We start from the raw sequence: 22,151 nt of genomic DNA, 5'->3' as shown, positions 1-22,151 counted from the left end.
TAGCTTATTTAAATAGCCTTTTGGTTAATCATACTTTTGATTTCGTTTCTTGTAATTTCAGGAGTAGCGCCATCGTTTTGAGTTACTAAAGCACCAACTGCACAAGCATAGTCAATAGCATTTTGCGGTTTCTCATCTTTAAGTAAATAGTTTATTATTGTTGCTAAAAAAGAATCTCCAGCACCTACTGTATTCACAACATTTGCTGAATATCCACTGTTGTAATAAAACTCATCTTCGTAAAATAAAACAGCTCCATGCTTTCCTTGTGTCACACAAATATGTTGAGTATTAGTTTTTTTTGAAACATATGAAATATTTTGCTCAATTGATTCTAATGGAGAACCTAAATAGGCACTTATTTCTAATAATTCGTCATCATTAAATTTAATAAAATCGGCTCGAGTCATTAATTCAATTAAGAGTTCTTTGGTATAGTGAGGAGGTCTTAAATTTACATCAAAGACCTTGTAGATTGCATGTTCAAGTAATTCTGTCAATGTGTTTAAAGACTGGCTATTTCTACCTATTAAGCTTCCGAAGATGAATGCATCTGATGACTCAACCAATGCTATATCTAATTCAGTTAGTACTATATTATCCCAAGCTCGAGGATACATTATAGTGTAGGAAGCCGAACCATTTTCATCCAAATTAACATCAACTTTTCCTGTTTTTAACTCTGGATCTATTTGAATACTTTTAGTTTCTAAACCTTTTTCTTTTATGAATTCTAATAGTAAATCACCTAATTTATCTTTTCCTACTTTACTAATTATAGAAACATTATTGCCAAAAGATTTCAATCTCAAAGCTACATTTAATGGTGCGCCTCCAATAGTCTTGTGAGTTGGGAAGACATCCCAAAGTACTTCGCCAAAACAGGTGATTTTTGATTCTTTCATGTTCATCTAATTAGAATTGATTTAAAAATTCAACTCTTAACGGATTCAAATAAATATAAAAAACAGGTGCAAAAGAAAGCATTAAATCTTTGTCTGCTGCTTCAGTATATGGAGCTATACAGAGTAATCGGTTGTTCTTAAAATCTGATCTTAATACGGTAAGCCCAAACAAATGTTCTTCGCCAAGGATTTTGTCACCAAGAGATGTCCATGGCCCATCAATATGTTTTGAAGTATATAACCTCATTTCTTTTTTTATTTCTGAATCTGGCTGATTTTCATATAATCTATTACAGCTTGAAATAATAAGATAATAACAATCTTTATGGTCGTCATATAATACTTTTGGGACTTCTAACTGAGTAAAATCATCTTTATCAGGAACTGTGACTGGAGTGTGCAATTGTTCTATTTCAAAAAAATCTCCTACAGCTTTTAATGTTGCTCGAGCAATAGCACCTACTCTAGGTTTTACTTTAGCTGCCCAAAATAAATTCAATTCACCATTTTTATCATGGAATATAAAAGGATCACGCCATGACATAATAGGACCTCCTTCTTCACCAAGATTACTTCCTAATTGGTCTTTAATATCCAGATAATAACCTTTTTCTGTAATCTCCTTCCAGTCTCTTATTGGAGATGATAGTACTTTGTCATAAACACTATCGACGGTAAAACCATTATTAGAAATACCAATGGCAATACTTTGAAGAAAATCTCGACCTGAATCTATATTCTCAAGACCTGTATACGCTACTAATTTTTTTCCATTAGGTAAAAGCTCAACACTACCACTCCATATGGTTCTGTAATTAAGACTTGAAATATCTTGAGGACTCATAAAACAGCCTTCATCTTTCCAACTAATACCATTATCTTTTGAGATAAAATGTCTGATATGAAACGGAAAGTCATTACGCTCATTAGGATTCAATTCTTCGCCATTAATTTTATGACGTGAAATAGCTAAACAATATAAATGTATCGTGTTATCTTCAACATAAGACCAAGAATCCCACAAATAAAGATGTGGATGACGAATGCCATTTATAAAATTCTTTTGGTAGATATCAGTAATCTGATTCATCATAAATAGTACTTATTTTCTGTTAAGTAATAATTATTATTAATAACTAATTTGTTTCTACTTTTTTACTTTTAATAAAAAGTGTACATACTGTTGCAATAAGCAATAATACTCCAGCAAAAGTGATGGCTTGACGAGGGTCATTATTTAAAAAATTCTTTAGAATATATCCAAAAGACAATGTTTGTAATATCATTGGTATTACAATCATCATGTTAATTATTCCCATGTAAACACCATAGCGCTCTTTGGGAATATCAGCAACAACCATCAAATAAGGAATACCCATCATACTAGCCCATCCAATTCCAAAGCCTGTAATAGCGAAGAATAGTAAGTTTTTATTTTCAATATGAGGAAATGCTAAAAACCCTATCGCTGCAATTACTAAACAGAAGGCATGAACTTTTTTAGGACTGTATTTTTTTGCAAATCCAACCAGTGCAAAAGCAACTAAAAATGTGACAACATTATACCAACCGTTTACTAAACCTGTCCAACTTACCGCTTCACTATAAGCTTCTTTATTATCAGGAGTGGCGTTCCAAACAGATAAGGCTACACTTTTGGACGAGTTTTGCCAATAACAGAAAAGCGCATACCACTGAAATAGATAAACTAATGCTAATTGCCACATCACTTTTGGCATGTCTTTTATGGCAGAAAAAATTTCTATTATCGGACCTAAAACGCTTCTCTTTTCACTTTTAAGCTTAGCTAATTCTTCTTCAGTAGGAGGGATCTCTTTAGTTTTACTAATACTCCATAGAATGGTTCCTATAGAACATGCTGCTCCTAAGAAAAAAGAAGCATATACCCAAGTTGGCAAAGACCCTGTGGTTCCGATAAAAATTAATGGAAAAACGAATAATGATAAGTTAGCTAATACTTGTCCAAAACCTGTAAAGAAACTTTGCATCTGAAATCCTAAAGGTTGTTGGTCTTTATCTAACTTATCTGCGATAAGTGCACGATAAGGCTCCATAGCTGTATTATTACCCGCATCCAATATCCATAGTAGACCTGCAGCCATCCATAAAGAACTACTAAAAGGAAAAGCTAGTAATGCTAAACTACATAATATGGCTCCAATTAAGAAAAAAGGTTTACGTCTTCCAAATCTTGGACTCCATGTTTTATCACTCAAAGCTCCAACAATAGGTTGAACCAGTAAACCTGTAACTGGACCTGCTAAATGTAGTAAAGGTATTTGATCAGGACTAGCTCCTAAGAAATCATAAATTGGAGTGACAGCACTTTGTTGAAGTCCAAAACTATATTGAATTCCAAAAAATCCAACATTCATGTTTAGAATCTGCCAAAAGCTCAATTTCGGTTTCCTTAATATATCCATCGTAATTTATAATACGTTAAAACGTGTAATGTACTTAAATCTTAGAAAAAAGAGTCAATGCGATGTAAAGGCATTGACTCTAAACTCAAATCAATCAATTTAAAACTCAATAAATTTTGTTAACACTTAAAATTTATTAAAAACTATAATTAAGTCCCAGAGATATAGAACGTCCTGGAACTGGTCTCACTCTTAAATAATTGGTTTGACCTTCTACAATACTTCCTTCCTCTGATTCGGTAATACCTAATGTATCGAATATGTTATTTGCCGATAGATTAGCATTTAAATTTTTAGTAATTCCAAAGTTTATGAAACTGTTTATAATTACAAATCCAGGCATTACCAATTCGTTAGAATCTTGAGCATACGCTTTCGATTGTCCAATAAAACTTAATCCAATAGAATTTTGCTTAGTTTTTCCAAATGTATAGGTTGGAATTAAGTTATAAATAAAATCTGGTTGTCTTCTCGGTGTATTTCCCTGATTATCTCCTGAATCGATTTCAGCATCTGTGAAGGTTAGTCCACCTCTAACATTTAAATCATCAGTAAATCTATATGACCCTTCAATTTCTATACCAAGAGACTTATAATCGTTCTCAATTATACTATTTGAAGTCGCTTCAAAACCACCTTCTTCGATAGTTTTTGCAAAAAATATTGTAGCGTAAAGTGCTCCCTTTTCAAATCCTCTTTTGTAACCAAATTCAGCTTGATTAATAAAGTCTAAAGCGTTGATTCTATCACTGTTTGTGTATTCTAATCCAGCAAATAAAATACGATCTGCTTTTGCTGCACCACCTCTACTGTAACGTGCAAATACTGCTTCATTTTCTTTAAGCAAATAGTTAGCACCTACTGAGAAAGACACATAGTTATAGTCATAATTTACGGTAGTTGCATTTGCTAAATCTATAGATTGTACAGTTTGCTCAGGTAAGGAAATCTGTCCATCATTATTAATATCATATTGTGATGTTACAGGTCCTGCAAAAGATCCATCGACCTGACCATTATCGAAACGAATACTAGCATCAAAATTTAATTTATCAGAAGCCTCAAAAGCTAATGCTAAATAAGGTGCAGAAGTATTATACTTCGTATCATAGCTACGTTGACAACAATTACCAAAAAAAGCAGCACCATATCCCACAAGTCCGTTAACTGATAACGGGTTTCCACCTGCATCTAAAGCATCGATTAATCTTGCGTCCTCACCAGAAGCCTCTAATAAGTAAGAGTTCCATAACCAAGACATAGAAACATTTTGAATTCCTTTAAAGTATCCCACTGTAACATCAAGTTTATCAAACTTTTTAGTTAAGCGGATATCGTTCATAAAATTATTGAAATTATTTAGTTGTGTATCAAATAATACAACAGGAGTTATTAAGGCATTTCCATTAACAGCTCCATCTCCATTTGCATACGCAAGTGAGTCATAACCATTACTTGTTGCGAAATCGCCAGCTAAAAAATCGCTTGCTGTTGAGACACTAGCAGGAAAAGGAGAATTAAATCCACCTCTGTTAGATGAAAATCTACCATTATTTGTAATCTTAAAACCATCTCCTAATTCAAAAGAAGCCTGCATTCCAAAAGATGTTGAGATTGGGTTCATACCGTCACTCACATTAGATCGTCTCAATTCACCATTAGCGCCTAAACCAACATTTTGATCTAAATAAGGTGTGTGTAACGTTTGGTTATTAGCATCAAAATTTGGAATGTTTTCATAGTTCGGATCGTCATTGGTACCTGTTACTTTAATTGGATTAGGTAAATAAGCGATAGCTCTATCATTTAAGTATTTTGCATACACTCTAACATATCCTTTATCAAACTCTTTAGTTAAATTGAATTTAAATTGTCCACCATTATTTGCAGTGTAACCTGCATCTCTAACACCTTCACCTACTCTGTAGAATCCTCCCATATGGAAATATAGACCCTCACCAATAGGTGCGCCATAATCAAAATCTGTTCTAAAATTTCCATAATCTAATCCAAAAGATGTTCCTATGGAGCCACCTTCTATTTTCCCAGTTTTACTAATCAAATTAATAATTGCACCAGGAGAATTTGAGGACAATGTTGAAGCAGAACCACCTCTTATAGCCTCTATTCTTGAAATGTTGGAATCAAATCGGGTAAAAATATCTGCGGTACCAAAAGCAATGTCTCCAAATAACAATACAGGTAAACCATCTTCTTGTAGCTGTACATACTTAGATCCACCAGAGGATACTGGCACACCACGTACTGCTATATTTGAATTACCTTCACCACCTGAAGACTCAGAACGAATTCCAGGAATGGTTCTGAAAATTTCTGCTGTTGTTCTAGGTGCTGATTGCTGAATGACATTTGGTCGCATAGTAGTAACAGAAACACTAGACTCAATTCTAGACTTCGGATTAGTTACACCAGTAACAATAACTTGATCTAGTGATTCAGCATCTTCTTTCATTGAAATATTGATAGTTATATTTTCACCATCAATAGTTACACTTTGAGTAAATTTGGAATACCCTAAATATGTAGCATTTAAAATATACGTGCCATTCTCAACATTTGTGATGGTGTAATTTCCATCAAAATCTGAAACTGCGCCTTGGGTCGTCCCTTCAAGAATAATATTAACTCCTCCTAAAGGCATACCAGACTCATCAGATACTTTTCCTGATATACTAGACTGAGCTATAACAGTTGAAACTGACATTAGCAGCAGAAGTAATAAACTGTAACATTTTTTAGTTGTCATCATTTTTAGTCTATTTTAATAATTTGATATTTATTTTGGTTAATTATTGATAAATCTATAATAAACGCGCTTTAAAATGCGAGATTAATAAATCGAAAACGTTTTCGATTTAGCGAAAACGTTTTCGATTTGATTTTTTTCATTAATTTGCAATATAAATTATGACACATTGAAGCCAGTTACCTTAAAACAAATTGCTGAACTATTAGGTATTTCTGTTACAACAGTATCTAAAGCACTTAAAGATTACCCTGATGTAAGTAAAAAAACAAGAAAACTTGTTAGAGAAACAGCAGAGCAACTACACTATAGACCTAACTCTTTTGCAGTAAATTTGCGGACTAAAGAATCTAAAACAATAGGTTTAATTATTCCTGAAGTAGTTCATCATTTTTTCTCTACAGTTATTAAAGGTATTATAGCACAAGCAGAAAAAAAAGGTTACTTAGTTATTATTTTACAGTCTAACGAATCTTACGAACTTGAAAAAAAGCAGATTGACTTATTATTAAGCAAGCATGTCGATGGAATCCTTATTTCGCTTGCTAATGAAACTTCCGATTTCAAGCATTTAACAGATATTATTGATCAAGGCAAACCAATAGTTATGTTTGACAAAATTGCAAAAATTGTCAATTGCTCTAAGGTTATTATTGATGATAGAAAAGCAGCTTATATTGCAACACAACACTTAATTGATACTGGCTGTAAACGAATTGCACATTTCAGAGGGCCTTTATTGCCTCAAAATTCTATTGATCGTTTCCTTGGATATAAAAAAGCTTTACTAGATAATAATTTACCTTATGATCCTTCATTGGTTTATATATGTGATTGTAGCGATTTGAGTTTTGAAGAGGGTAAAGAGAATGCTTCAAAATTATTAGAAGATCACGACGATGTTGACGGTATTTTTATAAATACTGATATGGTAGCAATTGGAGCAATTACAGAATTTAATGATAGAGGGATTAAAATACCAAATGATATTGCAATTGTTGGATTTAGTAATTGGTTTATGTCCTCAGCAATAACACCATCGCTTTCAACTATAGACCAGCCAGGCTTTCAAATGGGTAAAATAGCATTCAAACAATTATATAAGGAACTGAAAGCCATTAAAAAAGGAAAAGAGATACATCCTAAAATTATTGAGTTAGAAACTTCATTAGTGAAAAGAAATTCAACAAAATAATATCAGGATTGCTTTTTATATACTCAGTATAAACTTCTCGCTCAATTCGTTACACAAAAAAAGTCCAACATTGCTGTTGAACTTTTGTTTGCTCCTTTACATAGTCTACTATCAAACCGATTATATTTGACTATTCAAATCACCTATTTTAAAGAATACTCATCAACATCATAAACATTCTATTACACATTTTTAGTCTAATTGATTTAAAGTAAAAACAGTGATATTAAAGTATACCACTGTTTTTCATGTAGAAACCCTTTTCTTATTTTTTTATTACTTTTTCTGTAAAAGTCTCTCCTTTAACATAGAATTTTACAAAATAGACTCCAGGTAGCTCTCTAGATATATCTATTGGAGTACTTTCTTCTCCTGAAAAAGTTCCTTCAAAAATAACATTTCCATATATATTCAATACTTCTATGATTCCTTTATCTACATTGTTTGTTACAGTGACATTAAATTTACCTTGAGTTGGGTTTGGATGAATTTTTAGTATGCTATCTTCGGAAGTTTCACGATCATTTTTTTGACACTCCTTGACTCTAAAAAACTGCAGCGAAGCAGAATTCCAGACAGGACCAACACTTAAACTAACCGAATACAATTTTGTAGGATCAAAAGTTCTAGAGGTCCATCCATTATTTGCAGATGGAGTCCCAATAAGATTTGAAAGGTCAATGGCACTTGGTGCAGTTCCGTTAGCTACCCAGCCCTCATAATAATCATCAACAAATCCCCAAGGTGACATACTAAATTCTGAGATTCTTAGATGGTATCCTTCTTCATTTTCACTACAACTACCATCGATTTCAATCTTAGGTAAACAAAGTTCTTTAACCGATTGTGGTCCATATTCTGACTCTTCCATATGCTCATCGACGATATTTTTTATTTCAAAACAGGCCGTAATTTCGTTACAGTTTTTTACTTTAAAGAACTGTAATGGTGCTGAATCCCAAATAGACCCAACACTTAAACTAACCGAATACAATTTTGTAGGATCAAAAGTTCTAGAGGTCCACCCATTATTTGCAGATGGAATCCCAATAAGATTTGTTAGGTCAATAGTACTTGGTGCAGTTCCACTAGCAACCCAGCCCTCATAATAATCATCAACGAATCCCCAAGGTGACATACTAAATTCTGAAATTCTTAGATGGTACCCCTCTTCATTTTCACTACAACTACCATCAATTTCAATTCTAGGCAAACAAAGCTCTTTAACATATTGTGGCCCATAATCTGATCGTAAGATAGATTCTTTGTCAATATTTTTTATTTCAAAGCATGCTTTTACTTTTGGTATTGTTATGAGTTTAACATCATCAATGAAAATAGGGTCATTGGCTCCACCTGCGTTTCCTTTAATCCTTATTTCTAATCTATTGTAGTTTTCAATGATGTCACCTTCGCTCAAGTTGAAATATCCTTTCTTTTGGTTCCATGCTGAAGAGGGTTGTGAAGGCGGATTACTACAATTATTAAAATAGAATTGCCCTGAAATATATGTGCTGGTATGCACAATTTTTTCAATATCACAGTTATCATCATTTCTTAAAACAAATTCTAGCTGAAGAGGTGCTTCATATTGACCTTCATCGTCATCATGAGTATTGATTTCTCTTGACACATAACAAGATACTTCGTAAGAATAGTCTACAGATAAAGGTTCTATTATAGTCGCTTTCACAGATTCTCCAGTAGTAGGATTTGTCGATTGATTAAACATGTGTACATACCGATTATTTATTTGTCCGTTATTGCGAGGAAGAAGTGCTCTTTCTGTGTAACAACTCTTGTAGCCGTTTCTATCATATAAATCTGGACTACACCAATTTGCATTTGGATTTTGTTTTCGGCAGCCGTTACTCCATCCAGTGGCGTGATCTACTTGGTTAATAGTGGTTGAAGTAGAACCGATTTCAAATCCAGGGTTTTCTATTAAATTGTTTTGTCCCATTAAATAATGAGTACATATTAAAACAAAAAGTAAAATACATTTTTTCATGGTTGTTAATTTTTAGTTGATATAAACAATAATTACTAATAGGTAAGAGAATAGAAAATACAACCCAAAGGATGAGAAGATTAACTGAGATAAACCATTGGCCAATGATATTTTTTGCTAATTCTAATACTTATATTCATAAAGTTAGACTAGAAATCTAAGACAGAAAACATCCAATTTATTTCCGTTGAATGCAAACAATTAATAGGCGTATTTGAATAAATTTCTGTTTAATGGAGTTGGATAAAAAAGTATGTTTATTGAATAGAGTGATTTTGAAAAAAGAAAACAAATTACACTTAGGCAACATATAGTGGCCACTTCGAAGCTGTGGAAACTGTATAATTTTAGTGTCAAAGCTCATAATTAAAGTAATGAACTTTTTTGTGGCTCTCTTATTTGCTTACTTAAAAGCTACAGTTTTGATATGAATTTATTATACAAAAAAACCCATCACTTTCGTGACAGGTTTTGTTTGCTCCTCTTCTTGGGCTCGAACCGGACCGAAAGTTAAAAAAATGTACAGTGGACATTTTTAATGAAGGTGCCAGCTGGCGCTATGGCCTTGGGAGAGACCAAGTTTATACCAATGAAAAAATCCAATCTAAAAAAGACTGGATTTTAATGTTGCTCCTCTTCTTGGGCTCGAACCAAGGACCCTCTGATTAACAGTCAGATGCTCTAACCAACTGAGCTAAAGAGGAGTGTTTATCGCTTTAGCGAGCGCAAATATATGCTATTTTTTATATTTAAAAAAACAATTTTTTTAAAAAATTATTTAATTTTTTTCTAAATCCAATCGTTGATATTGGCAAACAATACTAATGTGATCAATATCACAAATCCTACCAATTGTGCGCGCTCTAAAAATTTCTCACTAGGCTTACGTCCGGATATGATTTCAAATAATAGAAACATCACATGACCACCATCTAATGCAGGTATAGGTAAAAGGTTTAAGACACCAAGCATGATCGATAGAAATGCTGTTAACATCCAAAATGCTTGCCAGCTCCATACACTTGGAAAAATACTATATATCGCTTTAAAACCACCAACACCCTTGTAAGCTCCAGTGCTAGGGTTAAAAATGGCTTTTAGTTGTGCACCATACTTTTGCATGGTCTCTACAAAATCTTGCCCTCCAGCTGCAAAACTCTCACCAAAGCTATAAGTTTGAGTCGTGATGTCAAAGTAACCTAATTCGGCAAAACGGTCGTCGTCATAAGCAGGCTGAAACCCAAACTTACCATCCTTATCCACCTTTAGGTCACGAGTAATCTTTTCATCGCCTCTTAATAGTCTTACAGTTAATGTCTGGTTTTTATAATTGGACATTAAAGAATCAAGTTGATCAAAGTATTTGAGTTCTTTCCCATCAATAGAGGTAATGATATCTTCAACTTTCACATCTGCTGTTTTATTCAAAGATGAATCGCGAATTGCTCCAATCATGAACGGAATTCTGCGTTCAAATAGATCTCTGCTTTTTGCTGATGAGAATTGCCCTAAGAAATCTTCAGGAAGATTTATAACCTTTTCCTGGCCGTTTCTCCTAATCGTTATTTGTTCTGCACCTATAATGTTTGAGCGCACATCATAATCATTAACTACCTTCAGGTCATTAACTTTTACAATCTTATCTCCAGTTTTAAACCCTATATCTTGTAGTAATTTATTCTCTATCCAATATCCATCTTTTAAGCTTTCTATCTTAGTGGTTTTATCGCCATAAATAAAAGCAACAAAGACATAGATCACATAGGCTAAAATAAAATTAACAGTTACACCGCCTAACATGATAATCAGACGTTGCCATGCTGGTTTTGAGCGAAATTCCCATGGTTGAGGGGGTTGAGCCATTTGCTCTTTGTCCATGCTTTCATCTATCATTCCTGCAATTTTCACATAACCACCAAGCGGTAACCATCCAATTCCGTAAACGGTTTCTCCAATCTTCTTTTTGAATAAAGAGAACTTTACATCAAAGAAAAGATAGAATTTCTCGACTCTGGTTTTAAATAATTTTGCTGGTATAAAGTGACCTAATTCGTGTAAAACGATTAGTAATGAAAGACTCAGTAAAAATTGAGATATTCTTATTACAAACTCCATGTATCGTTAATCATAAAAAATTCTAAGCGACAAAAGTAGTGTTTTAGGCTGATTTAGAAAATTATAATCAGTTATATACTTATTTTTTTAACACCGATTTAGTAATGACTCCTCGGTTGGTTTGAAATTGTACAAACAGTAGTCCTGTTGACCATGACGATGTATCGAGACTAGAATTCCATTGCAATCGATCAATAAGCTGACCTAATGTGTTATAAATTTTTATTTCTGAAATATCTATAGTATCAGGTTTTTCGATATGTAACAGGTCTGATGTTGGATTAGGATAAAGTAGTAATTGATTATCTATTTCAAATTCTTCAGTACTTAACGTTACAGTGTTATTTGCCGAAATTAAATCAGATTCAGGATCAAAAGTAATAGCTAATATGTCAAAACCAACACTTTCCAGAAAGGTTTGTTGGTTTGTTGTATTATCCAAAATAATATCTAGTTGTTGTCCAAGTGTACCTGTTATTCGTAAGGGTACAGGTGCTTCAAAATATGAGACTGAGGGATGACTTTGTGTTTGTTCAATTTTGATTGAGACCTGATTTGATTCGGGCTGATACCACGAGATTGTATAACTCGGATAACCTTCATTAAACAACCAGTCGTTAAAAAATTCTGTAAGATCCTCTCCTGAAGCACTTTCAACTATGGAGATAAAGTCCTCAGTTTTTGCGTAATCATATGCTAATAGTGGAGCGCTTAGATACTCTTGAAGTGCATTAAAAAATACAGCATCACCCAACTTTTTCCGAAGCATGTGCAATACCATTGCACCTTTGTTATAACTTAGTCTTCCATTAAAAATCCGACTAACATTTGTGGTGTCACTATCTGTTAAATAAACAGCGCCACTTGGCGCAGCAGTAATTGAATTATTGCGCTGTTGTTTCCAGGTTGTAAATTCATTATTTCCATCTAAATTTTCGATAACTATACCAGAGAGATACGTTGCAAAACCTTCATTGAGCCATATGTCTTTCCAGCTTCCGCAGGTAATTTTATTTCCAAACCATTGATGTGCTAATTCGTGAGCAATTAAATTACGATTAAAATTTCCCATAAATGATACTGTGGTATGCTCCATGCCACCTCCCCAACCAAATTGAGCATGCCCATATTTTTCATTTGCAAATGGGTACTCTTCAAATAGATTTGTAAAGAGGTTCATAATGTCAACAGTAACAGGAGTGCTGGCTTGAGCTGAAGTGAAACTTTCTGGATAGACATAATTAACAATATCGAAAGGATTTCCGTTATTTGGAACTGTATGCGAATAGACGTCATAATTAGTTGCAGCAATTGCGATGAGATAAGCTGGTATAGGATAACGATGTTTATAATGTGTAGTTTTCTCATTTCCGTTTAAAACAGCACTTTGCTGAACACCATTGGATACGGCAATATATTCTTCGTTTGAAGGATTGAATCTTGGTGTTGTTAAAAAGACATCTATAGAATCAATTTTATCGATGAGGTCTTGTTTACATGGCCACCAGGCTTTTGCTCCATAAGGTTCAGATAAGGTCCAGAGTACAGGGTCTCCATTATGTTGACTCACCTCATAGGACCCTAAACCAGAGGTATCAGGATTGCCAGAATAACTTACCGTAAGCGAGTCTAATACACCTGTGTTTTGAATGGAAGGCAGTGTGATAATCAGTTCGTCTCCTAAATGCTGAAATACTAATGAATTACCACGTTGTAGAACTTGATTAACAGTCATATTAGAGGCAAGATCAAAAGTTATCGTGGTCATATCGCTTTTTGCTTCGAAGTAAGAGGTGATATTTCCAGACATGAATGACACCGAAGGGTCTATGTCTAATTCAAGTCGGTGATATTTGAGATCATAGTTGCCAGTATTGAGATTAGCACGATGCATGATACGATTTAAAGCAGATTTAGCCTCTGCCTCACGAATGGTATTTAGTGTTTCATTATAGTCTTGTGAAAATGACACTGTAGAAACCAGTCCCAAAAGGATAAGTAGTCGTAACTTCATGGTGATAATCTTTTTCTTTTTTTACTATATAGCATGTTAAAAGTAGTGATTTTGTTGAGATTGTGTCGTATTTTTGCACTCAAATCTTAATTATAAAGCCTTAAAGTTCAACACATGTTAGCCTATATTAAGCAGTTTAAAGTTTTTTTCATTGTATTACTACTTGTCTCTGCTATTATCATTTCAATTATTTATTCTATTCTAGATGTTGAAAAACCTTTACCAATTTATCAACCAAATCGTGTAGATGCGTCTTTGGTTGATAGTACAATTCAACATAAAAAGAAGTACCACACCATAGCCAATTTCAGTTTGATTAATCAAAATGGAGATACCATAACTCAGGATACTTACGAAAATAAGATCTATGTTGCTGATTTCTTTTTTACAACTTGTCAAACGATTTGTCCAATAATGACTGATCAAATGTATCGGGTTCAGCAAGAAATTATCAATGATGATGAGGTGATGTTATTGTCACATTCTGTAACACCAGAAATAGATTCCGTAGCACAATTAAAAAAGTATGCCTTAGAAAAGGGTGTTAATGATAAAAAATGGAATCTGGTTACAGGAGATCGAAAACAAATCTACGATTTGGCTAGAAAATCATACTTAGTTGTTAAAGATGATAATTCTGAAGATTACGGAATGGTGCATACCGAAAACTTTGCACTTATAGATAAAGACAAACAGATTAGAGGGTTATACAATGGAATTAGCCCTACATCTGTAGACTCATTAATACAAGATATTAAGCGACTAAAAAAGGAATATCAATAGTTTTAGCATCACAATTTTTTTACACTAATTTTTTCCTTTATTTTTGCTTCTTTAAAATCAATCTAAATAAGCTTGCAAGTCACATTAGCAGATATAAAACGAGGTCAAACAGCTATAATTACTGATGTTTCCTCAATTCATATTCCTCTTAAACTTCTGGAAATGGGATGTTTACCAGGTAATATGGTGGAGCTTGTTCAAGTAGCGCCTTTTGCCGATCCAATGTATCTTAACATCAACGGAACTCATTTGGCAATTAGAAAAGAAACTGCTATTCACATTTTAATCCAGATCTCTAATGAGTAAACAAATCAATGTTGCACTTATTGGAAACCCAAATACAGGTAAAACATCTGTATTTAATTCGCTTACGGGTTTAAACCAAAAAGTAGGAAACTATCCTGGAATTACGGTAGAAAAGAAAGAAGGCATTTGTAAACTTCCAAGAGGAGTAAAGGCGCATATCATTGATTTACCCGGAACTTACAGTTTAAACGCCTCGTCATTAGATGAAAATGTAGTGATCGAACTACTTCTCAATAAAAAAGACAAAGATTTCCCTGATGTTGCTGTTGTAGTAAGTGATGTTGAAAACTTAAAACGAAATTTGCTACTCTTCACACAGATCAAGGACCTGGAAATTCCAACAATTTTAGTGATCAATATGTCAGATCGCATGGAATACAAAGGTATAAAGTTGGATATTCCTTACCTGGAGCAAGAGCTTCAAACAAAAATAGCCTTGATCAGTACCAGAAAAAATAAAGGTATTGATGAGCTCAAAGAATTGATAACAAGTTACAAAGAGTTATCAATGACACCATGTTTGAATGCTTCGGAAATAGATCATGACTATTTTGAGAAACTACGAAAAGCATTTCCAAACCAGTTATTATATAAGCTTTGGTTGGTCATTACTCAGGATGTTAACTTCGGAAAAATTGATAGAAATCAGGTTGATGCTATTAATAGTTTTAAGACCAAAGGAAAAGCAGATCTCAAACGATTACAGCAAAAGGAAACAATAAAACGCTATCAGTTTATAAACAATACGCTCAAAAAAGGACAAACCATAGATTTAAATTCGGCTAAAGACCTACGAATTAAACTCGATAGGATATTGACGCACAAGGTTTGGGGCTATCTTATCTTTTTTGTGATCTTATTGACTATTTTTCAAGCCATTTACGATTGGGCTCAAGTGCCCATGGAATTTATAGATGGTGCATTTGCATCATTAGGAGAATGGACAAAAAACATCTTGCCTGATGGTGCGTTTACTAATTTGATAGCTGACGGAATTATCCCTGGACTTGGAGGAATAGTTATATTCATTCCTCAGATTGCGTTCTTGTTTTTATTTATTGCCATACTAGAGGAAAGTGGTTATATGAGTCGTGTGGTCTTTTTAATGGATCGCATTATGAGACGATTTGGATTGAGCGGAAAAAGTGTTGTTCCGTTAATTTCTGGAACAGCCTGTGCTATTCCTGCAATTATGGCGACACGAAATATTGAGAGTTGGAAAGAACGGCTTATCACTATTTTAGTTACGCCTTTTACTACCTGTTCAGCGCGTTTACCTGTGTATTTGATCATCATAGAACTGGTGATTCCTGAAGGCCGTTTTTTAGGCCTAGGCTATCAGCCTTTGACCTTAATGTTACTGTATCTAATTGGCTTCGGAACGGCTGTGCTTTCAGCATGGATCTTAAACAAGATCCTAAAGATCAGAAGTAAAACCTTCTTTGTGGTAGAAATGCCAAACTATAAACTTCCGCTAATCAAAAATGTAGCTCTTACTGTTTTAGAAAAGACAAAATCATTTGTGTTTGGAGCAGGTAAGATTATCTTAGCCATATCGATTATCTTATGGTTCCTGGCATCCTATGGGCCAGGTGAGGAGTTTAATAATGCCGAAGAGATTGTAACTACAGAATATGCTTCAGAAAACTTATCTCAAGAAGAACTTCAACAAAAAATAGCATCTCATAAGTTAGAACATTCGTTTATTGGTATTACAGGAAGAGCTATCGAGCCAACAATCAGACCTTTGGGATATGATTGGAAAATTGGGATTGCTATTGTTAGTTCATTTGCTGCTCGTGAAGTCTTTGTTGGAACTTTGGCAACTATTTACAGTGTGGAAAGTGAAGATGTAGATACCATAACAAACCGAATGGCCAAAGACACTAATCGTGTTACTGGAGGCAAGCTGTTTACATTAGCATCAGGAATATCACTATTATTGTTTTATGCCTTTGCCATGCAATGTATGAGTACCTTGGCTATTGTTAAGCGAGAAACCAATACCTGGAAATGGCCAATGCTACAATTGGTCATTATGAGTGCTTTTGCTTATATTGTAGCACTGATAGCTTATCAATTTTTAAAGTAAAGTTTTACGTATTTAAACGACCAAAACATCATGAATGCCATAGTACAAAACATATTAGTCTTTACAGCAGTGGCTCTAGCCATATGGTTTTTGTTATGCAGGTTTGGTGTTCTTCCTAAGAAGAAAATAGCAAGCACCAAAGCTTGTGGCAGTGATGGTTGTGGCTGTTCTTAAAGTGTTTTAGGCTGAAATATAACTTCAATACTATAAGTTTCCTTCGGTATCGCTTTGCTGGTTTTAGGATAGGGTTTTAAGGTCATACCATAAACTTTAAAATCATTGGCATCAAAAGCGAGATTATTCGCTTCAATAACAAATCCGCTAGCATCAATAATGATCTCTTTATCCTTAATAAATACGCCTTCTTTGTAAATAGACAGTGCAACTTTCGCTTCGCCAGCTCTTACACACATCACATCTTTTGGACATCTCGAATCTGATACAACATCCTTAAATTGGACTTGATAATCCTTAAAATCTGCTTTCTGTTGAAAACTAATAACACGACTTACACTTAACGAGTCTTTTGTAAACCCTGTCTGAGAAAATACCGTTTGTGAGAACACAAAAAAGAATAATAAAGAGACATATTTCATAGCTATAATTTTATATAAAGACGATAAAGATTTAAGAGTGTTGCAATTCCATAAAATAGCTTTAAAAGCTTGAAGAGCTTTGAATGTCTAACTTAACACTAATTTTCTTAACTTTGTTACGATGAGTAAATTAGTTGCCATACTGTTATCTTCACTTGTTCTTGTTCAGAGCTTACGCATTGACTACGATGATATTGCTCAGTTGGATGAGTTGATTGAGCACGCTCAATTCCATCAAGCGGAGTATGGAGACAATTTTTTGGTGTTTATTTCAAAACATTATGGAGAGCTAAAGGATGAGCATAGCCAAAATCATCAAGAAGAAAAGACCGATCATGAGCAATTACCATTTCAGTGTCAGGATCACATGGTGGTTATAACAGCGTTCGTCATTCAAGCTCATAGTTCAGAATTAGAGGTTATTGAACTCTTTGAAATGAAAGATTCAAATTTCTATTATCGCTCATCACTATCTACATTACATAAAAAGGGGCTTTTTCAGCCACCTATATACGCATAGTTCATTTCAGTTAATTAATGATTTTGTCGACTTGTTTTTCAATGGGTTGGTACTCACTTTATCAATGAATTATGTTATCTCATATCATCAAATTTAGTCTGCGGAATAAATTTATAATTCTGCTATTTACACTTTTTATTATTGGTTTCGGATTGTATTCGTTATCACAAATTCCTATTGGTGCTGTTCCTGATGTTACCAATAATCAAGTTCAGGTGATTACCACATCGCGTAATCTTTCAACTCAAGATATGGAGCAGTTTATCACATATCCTGTGGAGTTAGAAATGGCTAATCTTCCTGGTGTTCAGGAAATTCGCTCAGTTTCAAAATTTGGTTTGTCGGTTGTTACTATTGTCTTTAATGATGATATTGGTACGTATTTGCCACGACAGCTTATTGCAGAAAAGATCAAATCGGCCTCAGAGAAAATCCCTGAGGGTTTTGGTACTCCGGAAATGGGTCCAATAACTACAGGTCTAGGAGAAATCTATCAATACATTTTAGATGTTGAACCAGAGTATAAAGACGATTATACTGCAGAAGATCTTCGTACCATACAAGATTGGATTGTTAAACGACAATTATCTGGAATTCCTGGAGTGGTAGAGGTCAATACTTGGGGAGGTTTCTTAAAACAATATGAAGTAGCATTAATTACTGAGAAGCTCAATGCAATGAATATCACAGCAAAAGAGGTGTTTGAAGCGCTGGAGACTAACAATAGTGTTGCTGGTGGTGGATATATTGAGAAAGTAAATCAGGCTTACTTTATAAGAGGTGATGGATTGGTTGCGAGTATTAAAGATATTGAGAATATCGTGATTAAAAACACGTCAGGTATTCCGGTTTATATAAAAGATGTCGCAAAAGTTGGCTTTGGTAATGCAACACGTTTTGGCGCAATCACAGGTAATGGCGAAGGGGAAAAAGTCCTAGGACAAGTCATGATGCTCAAAGGTGCAAACTCTAAGCAGGTGATCGAAGCTGTAAAAGAGCGCGTGACCTCCATTTCTAAATCCTTACCAAAAGGCGTTTATATCAATGCATTTCTTGATAGAAGCGAACTCATTGCCAGAACAACTTTTACAGTGACTGAAAATCTTGTCTTAGGTTGTCTTATTGTGGTCTTTGTAGTGGTTTTACTTTTAGGAAATTGGAGATCGGGTTTGGTGGTAGCTTCTGTAATTCCGCTGTGTTTATTATTTGCTTTATCCTTGATGTATTTGTTTGGAGTAGATGCCAATTTAATGAGTTTGGGCGCTATTGACTTCGGAATAATTATCGATGGAGCTGTTATTATTGTTGAGTTTATTGCCTTTAAAATTACTAATAAGCAAGACGAACTTTCAAGATTGAATGCACATGAAATAAAATTGCAAAAAGATGAGATTACCTACAAGGGCGCATCAAAAATGATGAACTCTGCTATTTTTGGTCAACTTATTATTCTTATTGTCTTTATTCCAATTCTTTCATTAAGTGGCATTGAAGGAAAAATGTTTCAACCAATGGCATTAACATTCAGTTTTGCATTGATTGGAGCAATGATCCTCTGTTTTACTTATGTTCCAGTTGCAGCTTCACTTTTTCTGAAGCCAACAAAGGTTTCAAAAAGCAATATTTCTGTTCGATTAATGCGTTGGTTAAATGGTATCTACGAGCCTGTTATTAATTGGGCTTTACATAGTAAAAAGCTGGTTTTAGGAGTCGCAACAGGTCTTTTGCTAGTTACAGTGTATCTCTTTACAACAATGGGAGGTGAGTTTGTGCCTACCTTGGATGAGGGTGATTTTGTTATACAGCCTGTTTTAAAAACAGGAACATCTCTTAGTAACACTGTTGAAATCACTACAAAGATTGAGCGTATATTATTGGATAAGTTTCCAGAAGTAAAACAAGTGGTGACCAGAATTGGTGCTGCCGAAGTACCTACTGATCCAATGTCGATGGAAGAGAGTGATGTTATTATAGTCCTGAAACCCAAAAAGGAATGGGTTTCTGCATCTTCAAAAGATGAACTAGCCGATAAGTTTAAAGAGGCCTTAGGCATTATTCCTGGAATGGAGGTAGAATTCACACAGCCTATCGAGATGCGCTTTAACGAACTAATCACAGGAGTTAGAGCAGATATTGCCATTAAAATCTTTGGTGAAGATCTGGAGATACTTTCAAAAAAAGGAAGTGAGATCAAAACCTTAATAGAAAACGTAAAAGGAGCTGCAGATATTTCCGTAGAAAAAATTGATGGTTTACCTCAAATGAGTGTGGAATATAACCGTTCTAAAGTAGCACGTTACGGACTTAATATCGAAGATCTGAATAATATGCTATCTATGAGTTTTGCAGGTCGAACAGTTGGTAGTGTTTTTGAAGGTGAAAAGCGATTTGATCTCGTTGTTAGATTAGATGAGTCAAAACGAAAAGACTTGGACAATATCAAAAATTTATATGTGGATTTACCAAGCGGTGGAAAAATTCCTATGAGTGAATTAGCATCAATTACCTATCAAAAAGGTGCGGCTAAAATATCGAGAGATGATACTAGAAGACGAATTGTTGTTGGGATAAATGTAAGAAATCGAGATTTGGAATCTGTTGTTAATGATGTTCAGGAATTGATCAATACGCACATTAAACTGCCAGTTGGTTACACCATAACTTATGGTGGTCAGTTTGAGAATCTGCAAAATGCTAAATCCCGACTTTTAGTAGCTGTACCAATTGCCCTCATTCTCATTTTTATAATGCTATATTTTGCCTTTAATTCTATCAAGGAAGCACTTCTCATCTATTCTGCAATTCCTTTAGCTGCAGTAGGAGGCGTATTATTTCTATGGATTCGTGATATGCCATTTAGTATTTCTGCTGGCGTAGGATTTATAGCTCTATTCGGAATTGCAGTACTCAATGGTATTGTATTAATAGAACATTTTAAAGAATTAAAACAACAAGGATTTGACACTATGGAAACACTAATCAAACAGGGAACAAAAGACCGTTTACGAGCAGTATTGTTGACTGCAATGGCAGCAGCCCTCGGGTTTCTACCTATGGCTATTTCAACTAATGCAGGAGCAGAAGTACAAAGACCATTAGCAACTGTAGTTATTGGTGGTTTGGTTACTGCAACATTACTTACGTTAGTCGTGCTTCCGGTTTTATATTCGTATTTCAGTACCCTGAATAAGAAACCAATCAACTTAGAAACCAATAAAACTTTAGGAATCATTTTATTGATGAGTTTGTGTTCGACACTGAGTTTTGGTCAGCAACAATCAGTAACTCTTGATGGATTAATTTCCAAAGCTGTTGAGAATAATGCCGGACTTAAGGCTTATAAACTGCGAGTAGATCAATCGGAAACCTTAATCAAAACAGCTTTTGATTTTGATAAAACTGAAGTTTATTATGCTTATGATGAAAATAATTTGGCCTTTAACAATAGGCCTATTGGTGTTTTTGGAATACAACAGGATTTTAAGTTTCCAACGGTTTATTTTGCTGGAAAAAAACTAAATGAGGCTAATTATGATTTAGAATTTTCTAATTATACAATCAAAGAAAAAACATTAAAAAGAGAGGTTACCTCAAGGTATTATCAATATTTATATACCTGTGAAAAGAAACAGATCTATGAACGTTTGGATAGCTTATATGCAAATTTTGCGGCTATCGCTAAACGACGTTTCGAATTGGGTGAAACTAATTATTTAGAAAAGATTACTGCACAGTCTAAACAAAAACAAATACACCTTAACCTAATTGATGCTCAACAAGATGCTAATATCGCTTACGATCAAATAGTAAAGGTGGTTCAGAGTGAAGATTCATTAAACATCACAATAGAATCACTAGCTAAATTAGCACTTCAAATAAATGATTTAGCCTCCAACACTGAACTTCAATATTATGAGAATCGAAAATCTCTTTTTAAAGCTAAACGTAACTTTGAACAACAACAATTATTGCCTGATATAAGTCTCAACTATTTTCAAGGAACCAATTCTGGTATTAATACAAACTTGATAGGATATCAATTGGGTTTAAAAATTCCATTACTGTTCAACGGGCAATCATCACGGATTAAGGCGACTAAAATTGCACAGAACATTGCTGAAGAAGAATTACAAGAGTATCAGATCATTCTCGACACCAAATATAGGGAGCTAAACGCTAAGTTAATTCAGCATGAAAAAGCTTTAGAATATTTTGAAACTGAAGGTGAAGCATTAGCCAATGAAATTCTTAAAACTGCCAATAGTAGTTTTAAGAATGGTGAAATTGACTTCTATCAATACATTTTGAGTGTTGAAAATGCTTATGACATTCAACTCCAGCACATTGAAAAACTAAATAGTTACAATCAAACCGTTATAAATATCAATTATTTAACCCTATAA

At 34.1% G+C, this 22,151-nt stretch carries 15 protein-coding genes and 1 tRNA gene; 7 read left to right on the top strand and 9 right to left on the bottom strand.

What is annotated here, in order from left to right:
* Positions 1–8: 8 nt before the first annotated feature.
* From Q0951_RS13750 to Q0951_RS13735, 4 genes are all read right to left on the bottom strand, one after another.
* Complete coding sequence (locus tag Q0951_RS13750; RefSeq protein ID WP_367179764.1) at positions 9–905, bottom strand: carbohydrate kinase family protein; 897 nt, start codon at positions 903–905, stop codon at positions 9–11.
* Between the two features lie 10 nt (positions 906–915).
* Positions 916–1,998 (bottom strand): hypothetical protein, encoded by a 1,083-nt coding sequence (locus Q0951_RS13745; protein ID WP_299337894.1) that lies wholly within the window; start codon positions 1,996–1,998, stop codon positions 916–918.
* A gap of 43 nt (positions 1,999–2,041) precedes the next feature.
* A complete protein-coding gene (locus Q0951_RS13740) occupies positions 2,042–3,301 on the bottom strand; it encodes an MFS transporter (protein ID WP_299337891.1) in 1,260 nt (419 codons plus the stop codon).
* Between the two features lie 184 nt (positions 3,302–3,485).
* Positions 3,486–6,119 carry a TonB-dependent receptor gene (locus Q0951_RS13735; protein WP_299337888.1) on the bottom strand — a complete coding sequence of 878 codons (2,634 nt, stop codon included), beginning with the start codon at positions 6,117–6,119 and terminating at the stop codon, positions 3,486–3,488.
* Positions 6,120–6,285: 166 nt separating this feature from the next.
* Here Q0951_RS13735 and Q0951_RS13730 point away from each other — a divergent pair, with 166 nt between their 5' ends.
* Positions 6,286–7,311, top strand: coding sequence for a LacI family DNA-binding transcriptional regulator (locus Q0951_RS13730; RefSeq protein WP_299337885.1), 1,026 nt, complete (start codon positions 6,286–6,288; stop codon positions 7,309–7,311).
* A 265-nt stretch (positions 7,312–7,576) separates the two neighbouring features.
* On the opposite strand, the gene Q0951_RS13725 is transcribed toward Q0951_RS13730, so the two are convergent.
* The 4 genes from Q0951_RS13725 to Q0951_RS13710 all read right to left on the bottom strand — a co-directional run bounded on the left by Q0951_RS13725 (position 7,577) and on the right by Q0951_RS13710 (position 13,451).
* The gene (locus tag Q0951_RS13725; protein WP_299337883.1) at positions 7,577–9,322 is read right to left on the bottom strand and encodes a T9SS type A sorting domain-containing protein; all 1,746 of its coding nucleotides are present in this window, start codon (positions 9,320–9,322) and stop codon (positions 7,577–7,579) included.
* A gap of 630 nt (positions 9,323–9,952) precedes the next feature.
* A tRNA-Asn gene (locus Q0951_RS13720) sits at positions 9,953–10,026 on the bottom strand.
* Between the two features lie 85 nt (positions 10,027–10,111).
* The gene (gene rseP, locus Q0951_RS13715) at positions 10,112–11,437 is read right to left on the bottom strand and encodes an RIP metalloprotease RseP (RefSeq protein WP_299337880.1); all 1,326 of its coding nucleotides are present in this window, start codon (positions 11,435–11,437) and stop codon (positions 10,112–10,114) included.
* Positions 11,438–11,516: 79 nt separating this feature from the next.
* Positions 11,517–13,451 carry a M1 family aminopeptidase gene (locus Q0951_RS13710; RefSeq protein WP_299337877.1) on the bottom strand — a complete coding sequence of 645 codons (1,935 nt, stop codon included), beginning with the start codon at positions 13,449–13,451 and terminating at the stop codon, positions 11,517–11,519.
* 114 nt (positions 13,452–13,565) lie between these two features.
* Here Q0951_RS13710 and Q0951_RS13705 point away from each other — a divergent pair, with 114 nt between their 5' ends.
* The 4 genes from Q0951_RS13705 to Q0951_RS13690 all read left to right on the top strand — a co-directional run bounded on the left by Q0951_RS13705 (position 13,566) and on the right by Q0951_RS13690 (position 16,806).
* Positions 13,566–14,234: an SCO family protein gene (locus Q0951_RS13705; RefSeq protein ID WP_299337874.1), complete on the top strand. Its 669-nt coding sequence runs from the start codon at positions 13,566–13,568 to the stop codon at positions 14,232–14,234.
* A 72-nt stretch (positions 14,235–14,306) separates the two neighbouring features.
* Positions 14,307–14,540: a FeoA family protein gene (locus tag Q0951_RS13700; RefSeq protein WP_299337871.1), complete on the top strand. Its 234-nt coding sequence runs from the start codon at positions 14,307–14,309 to the stop codon at positions 14,538–14,540.
* Complete coding sequence (gene feoB, locus Q0951_RS13695) at positions 14,533–16,632, top strand: ferrous iron transport protein B (RefSeq protein ID WP_299337868.1); 2,100 nt, start codon at positions 14,533–14,535, stop codon at positions 16,630–16,632. Before Q0951_RS13700 ends, feoB begins: the two co-directional genes overlap by 8 nt.
* Before the next feature lie 30 nt (positions 16,633–16,662).
* Positions 16,663–16,806, top strand: a complete 144-nt coding sequence (locus Q0951_RS13690) for a FeoB-associated Cys-rich membrane protein (RefSeq protein WP_299337866.1) — start codon at positions 16,663–16,665, stop codon at positions 16,804–16,806.
* On the opposite strand, the gene Q0951_RS13685 is transcribed toward Q0951_RS13690, so the two are convergent.
* Positions 16,803–17,228: a hypothetical protein gene (locus Q0951_RS13685; protein WP_299337863.1), complete on the bottom strand. Its 426-nt coding sequence runs from the start codon at positions 17,226–17,228 to the stop codon at positions 16,803–16,805. The genes Q0951_RS13690 and Q0951_RS13685 overlap by 4 nt on opposite strands.
* A gap of 121 nt (positions 17,229–17,349) precedes the next feature.
* Here Q0951_RS13685 and Q0951_RS13680 point away from each other — a divergent pair, with 121 nt between their 5' ends.
* Together Q0951_RS13680 and Q0951_RS13675 are read left to right on the top strand one after the other, a co-directional pair.
* Positions 17,350–17,748 carry a hypothetical protein gene (locus tag Q0951_RS13680; protein WP_299337860.1) on the top strand — a complete coding sequence of 133 codons (399 nt, stop codon included), beginning with the start codon at positions 17,350–17,352 and terminating at the stop codon, positions 17,746–17,748.
* Between the two features lie 71 nt (positions 17,749–17,819).
* Positions 17,820–22,151, top strand: coding sequence for a CusA/CzcA family heavy metal efflux RND transporter (locus Q0951_RS13675; RefSeq protein ID WP_299337858.1), 4,332 nt, complete (start codon positions 17,820–17,822; stop codon positions 22,149–22,151).

Origin of the sequence: uncultured Psychroserpens sp. (assembly GCF_947501425.1) — a bacterium.
Classification (GTDB): Bacteria; Bacteroidota; Bacteroidia; order Flavobacteriales; family Flavobacteriaceae; genus Psychroserpens.
The sequence above is the reverse complement of the archived record's forward strand: the minus strand, read 5'-3'. Positions and strand labels throughout refer to the sequence as shown.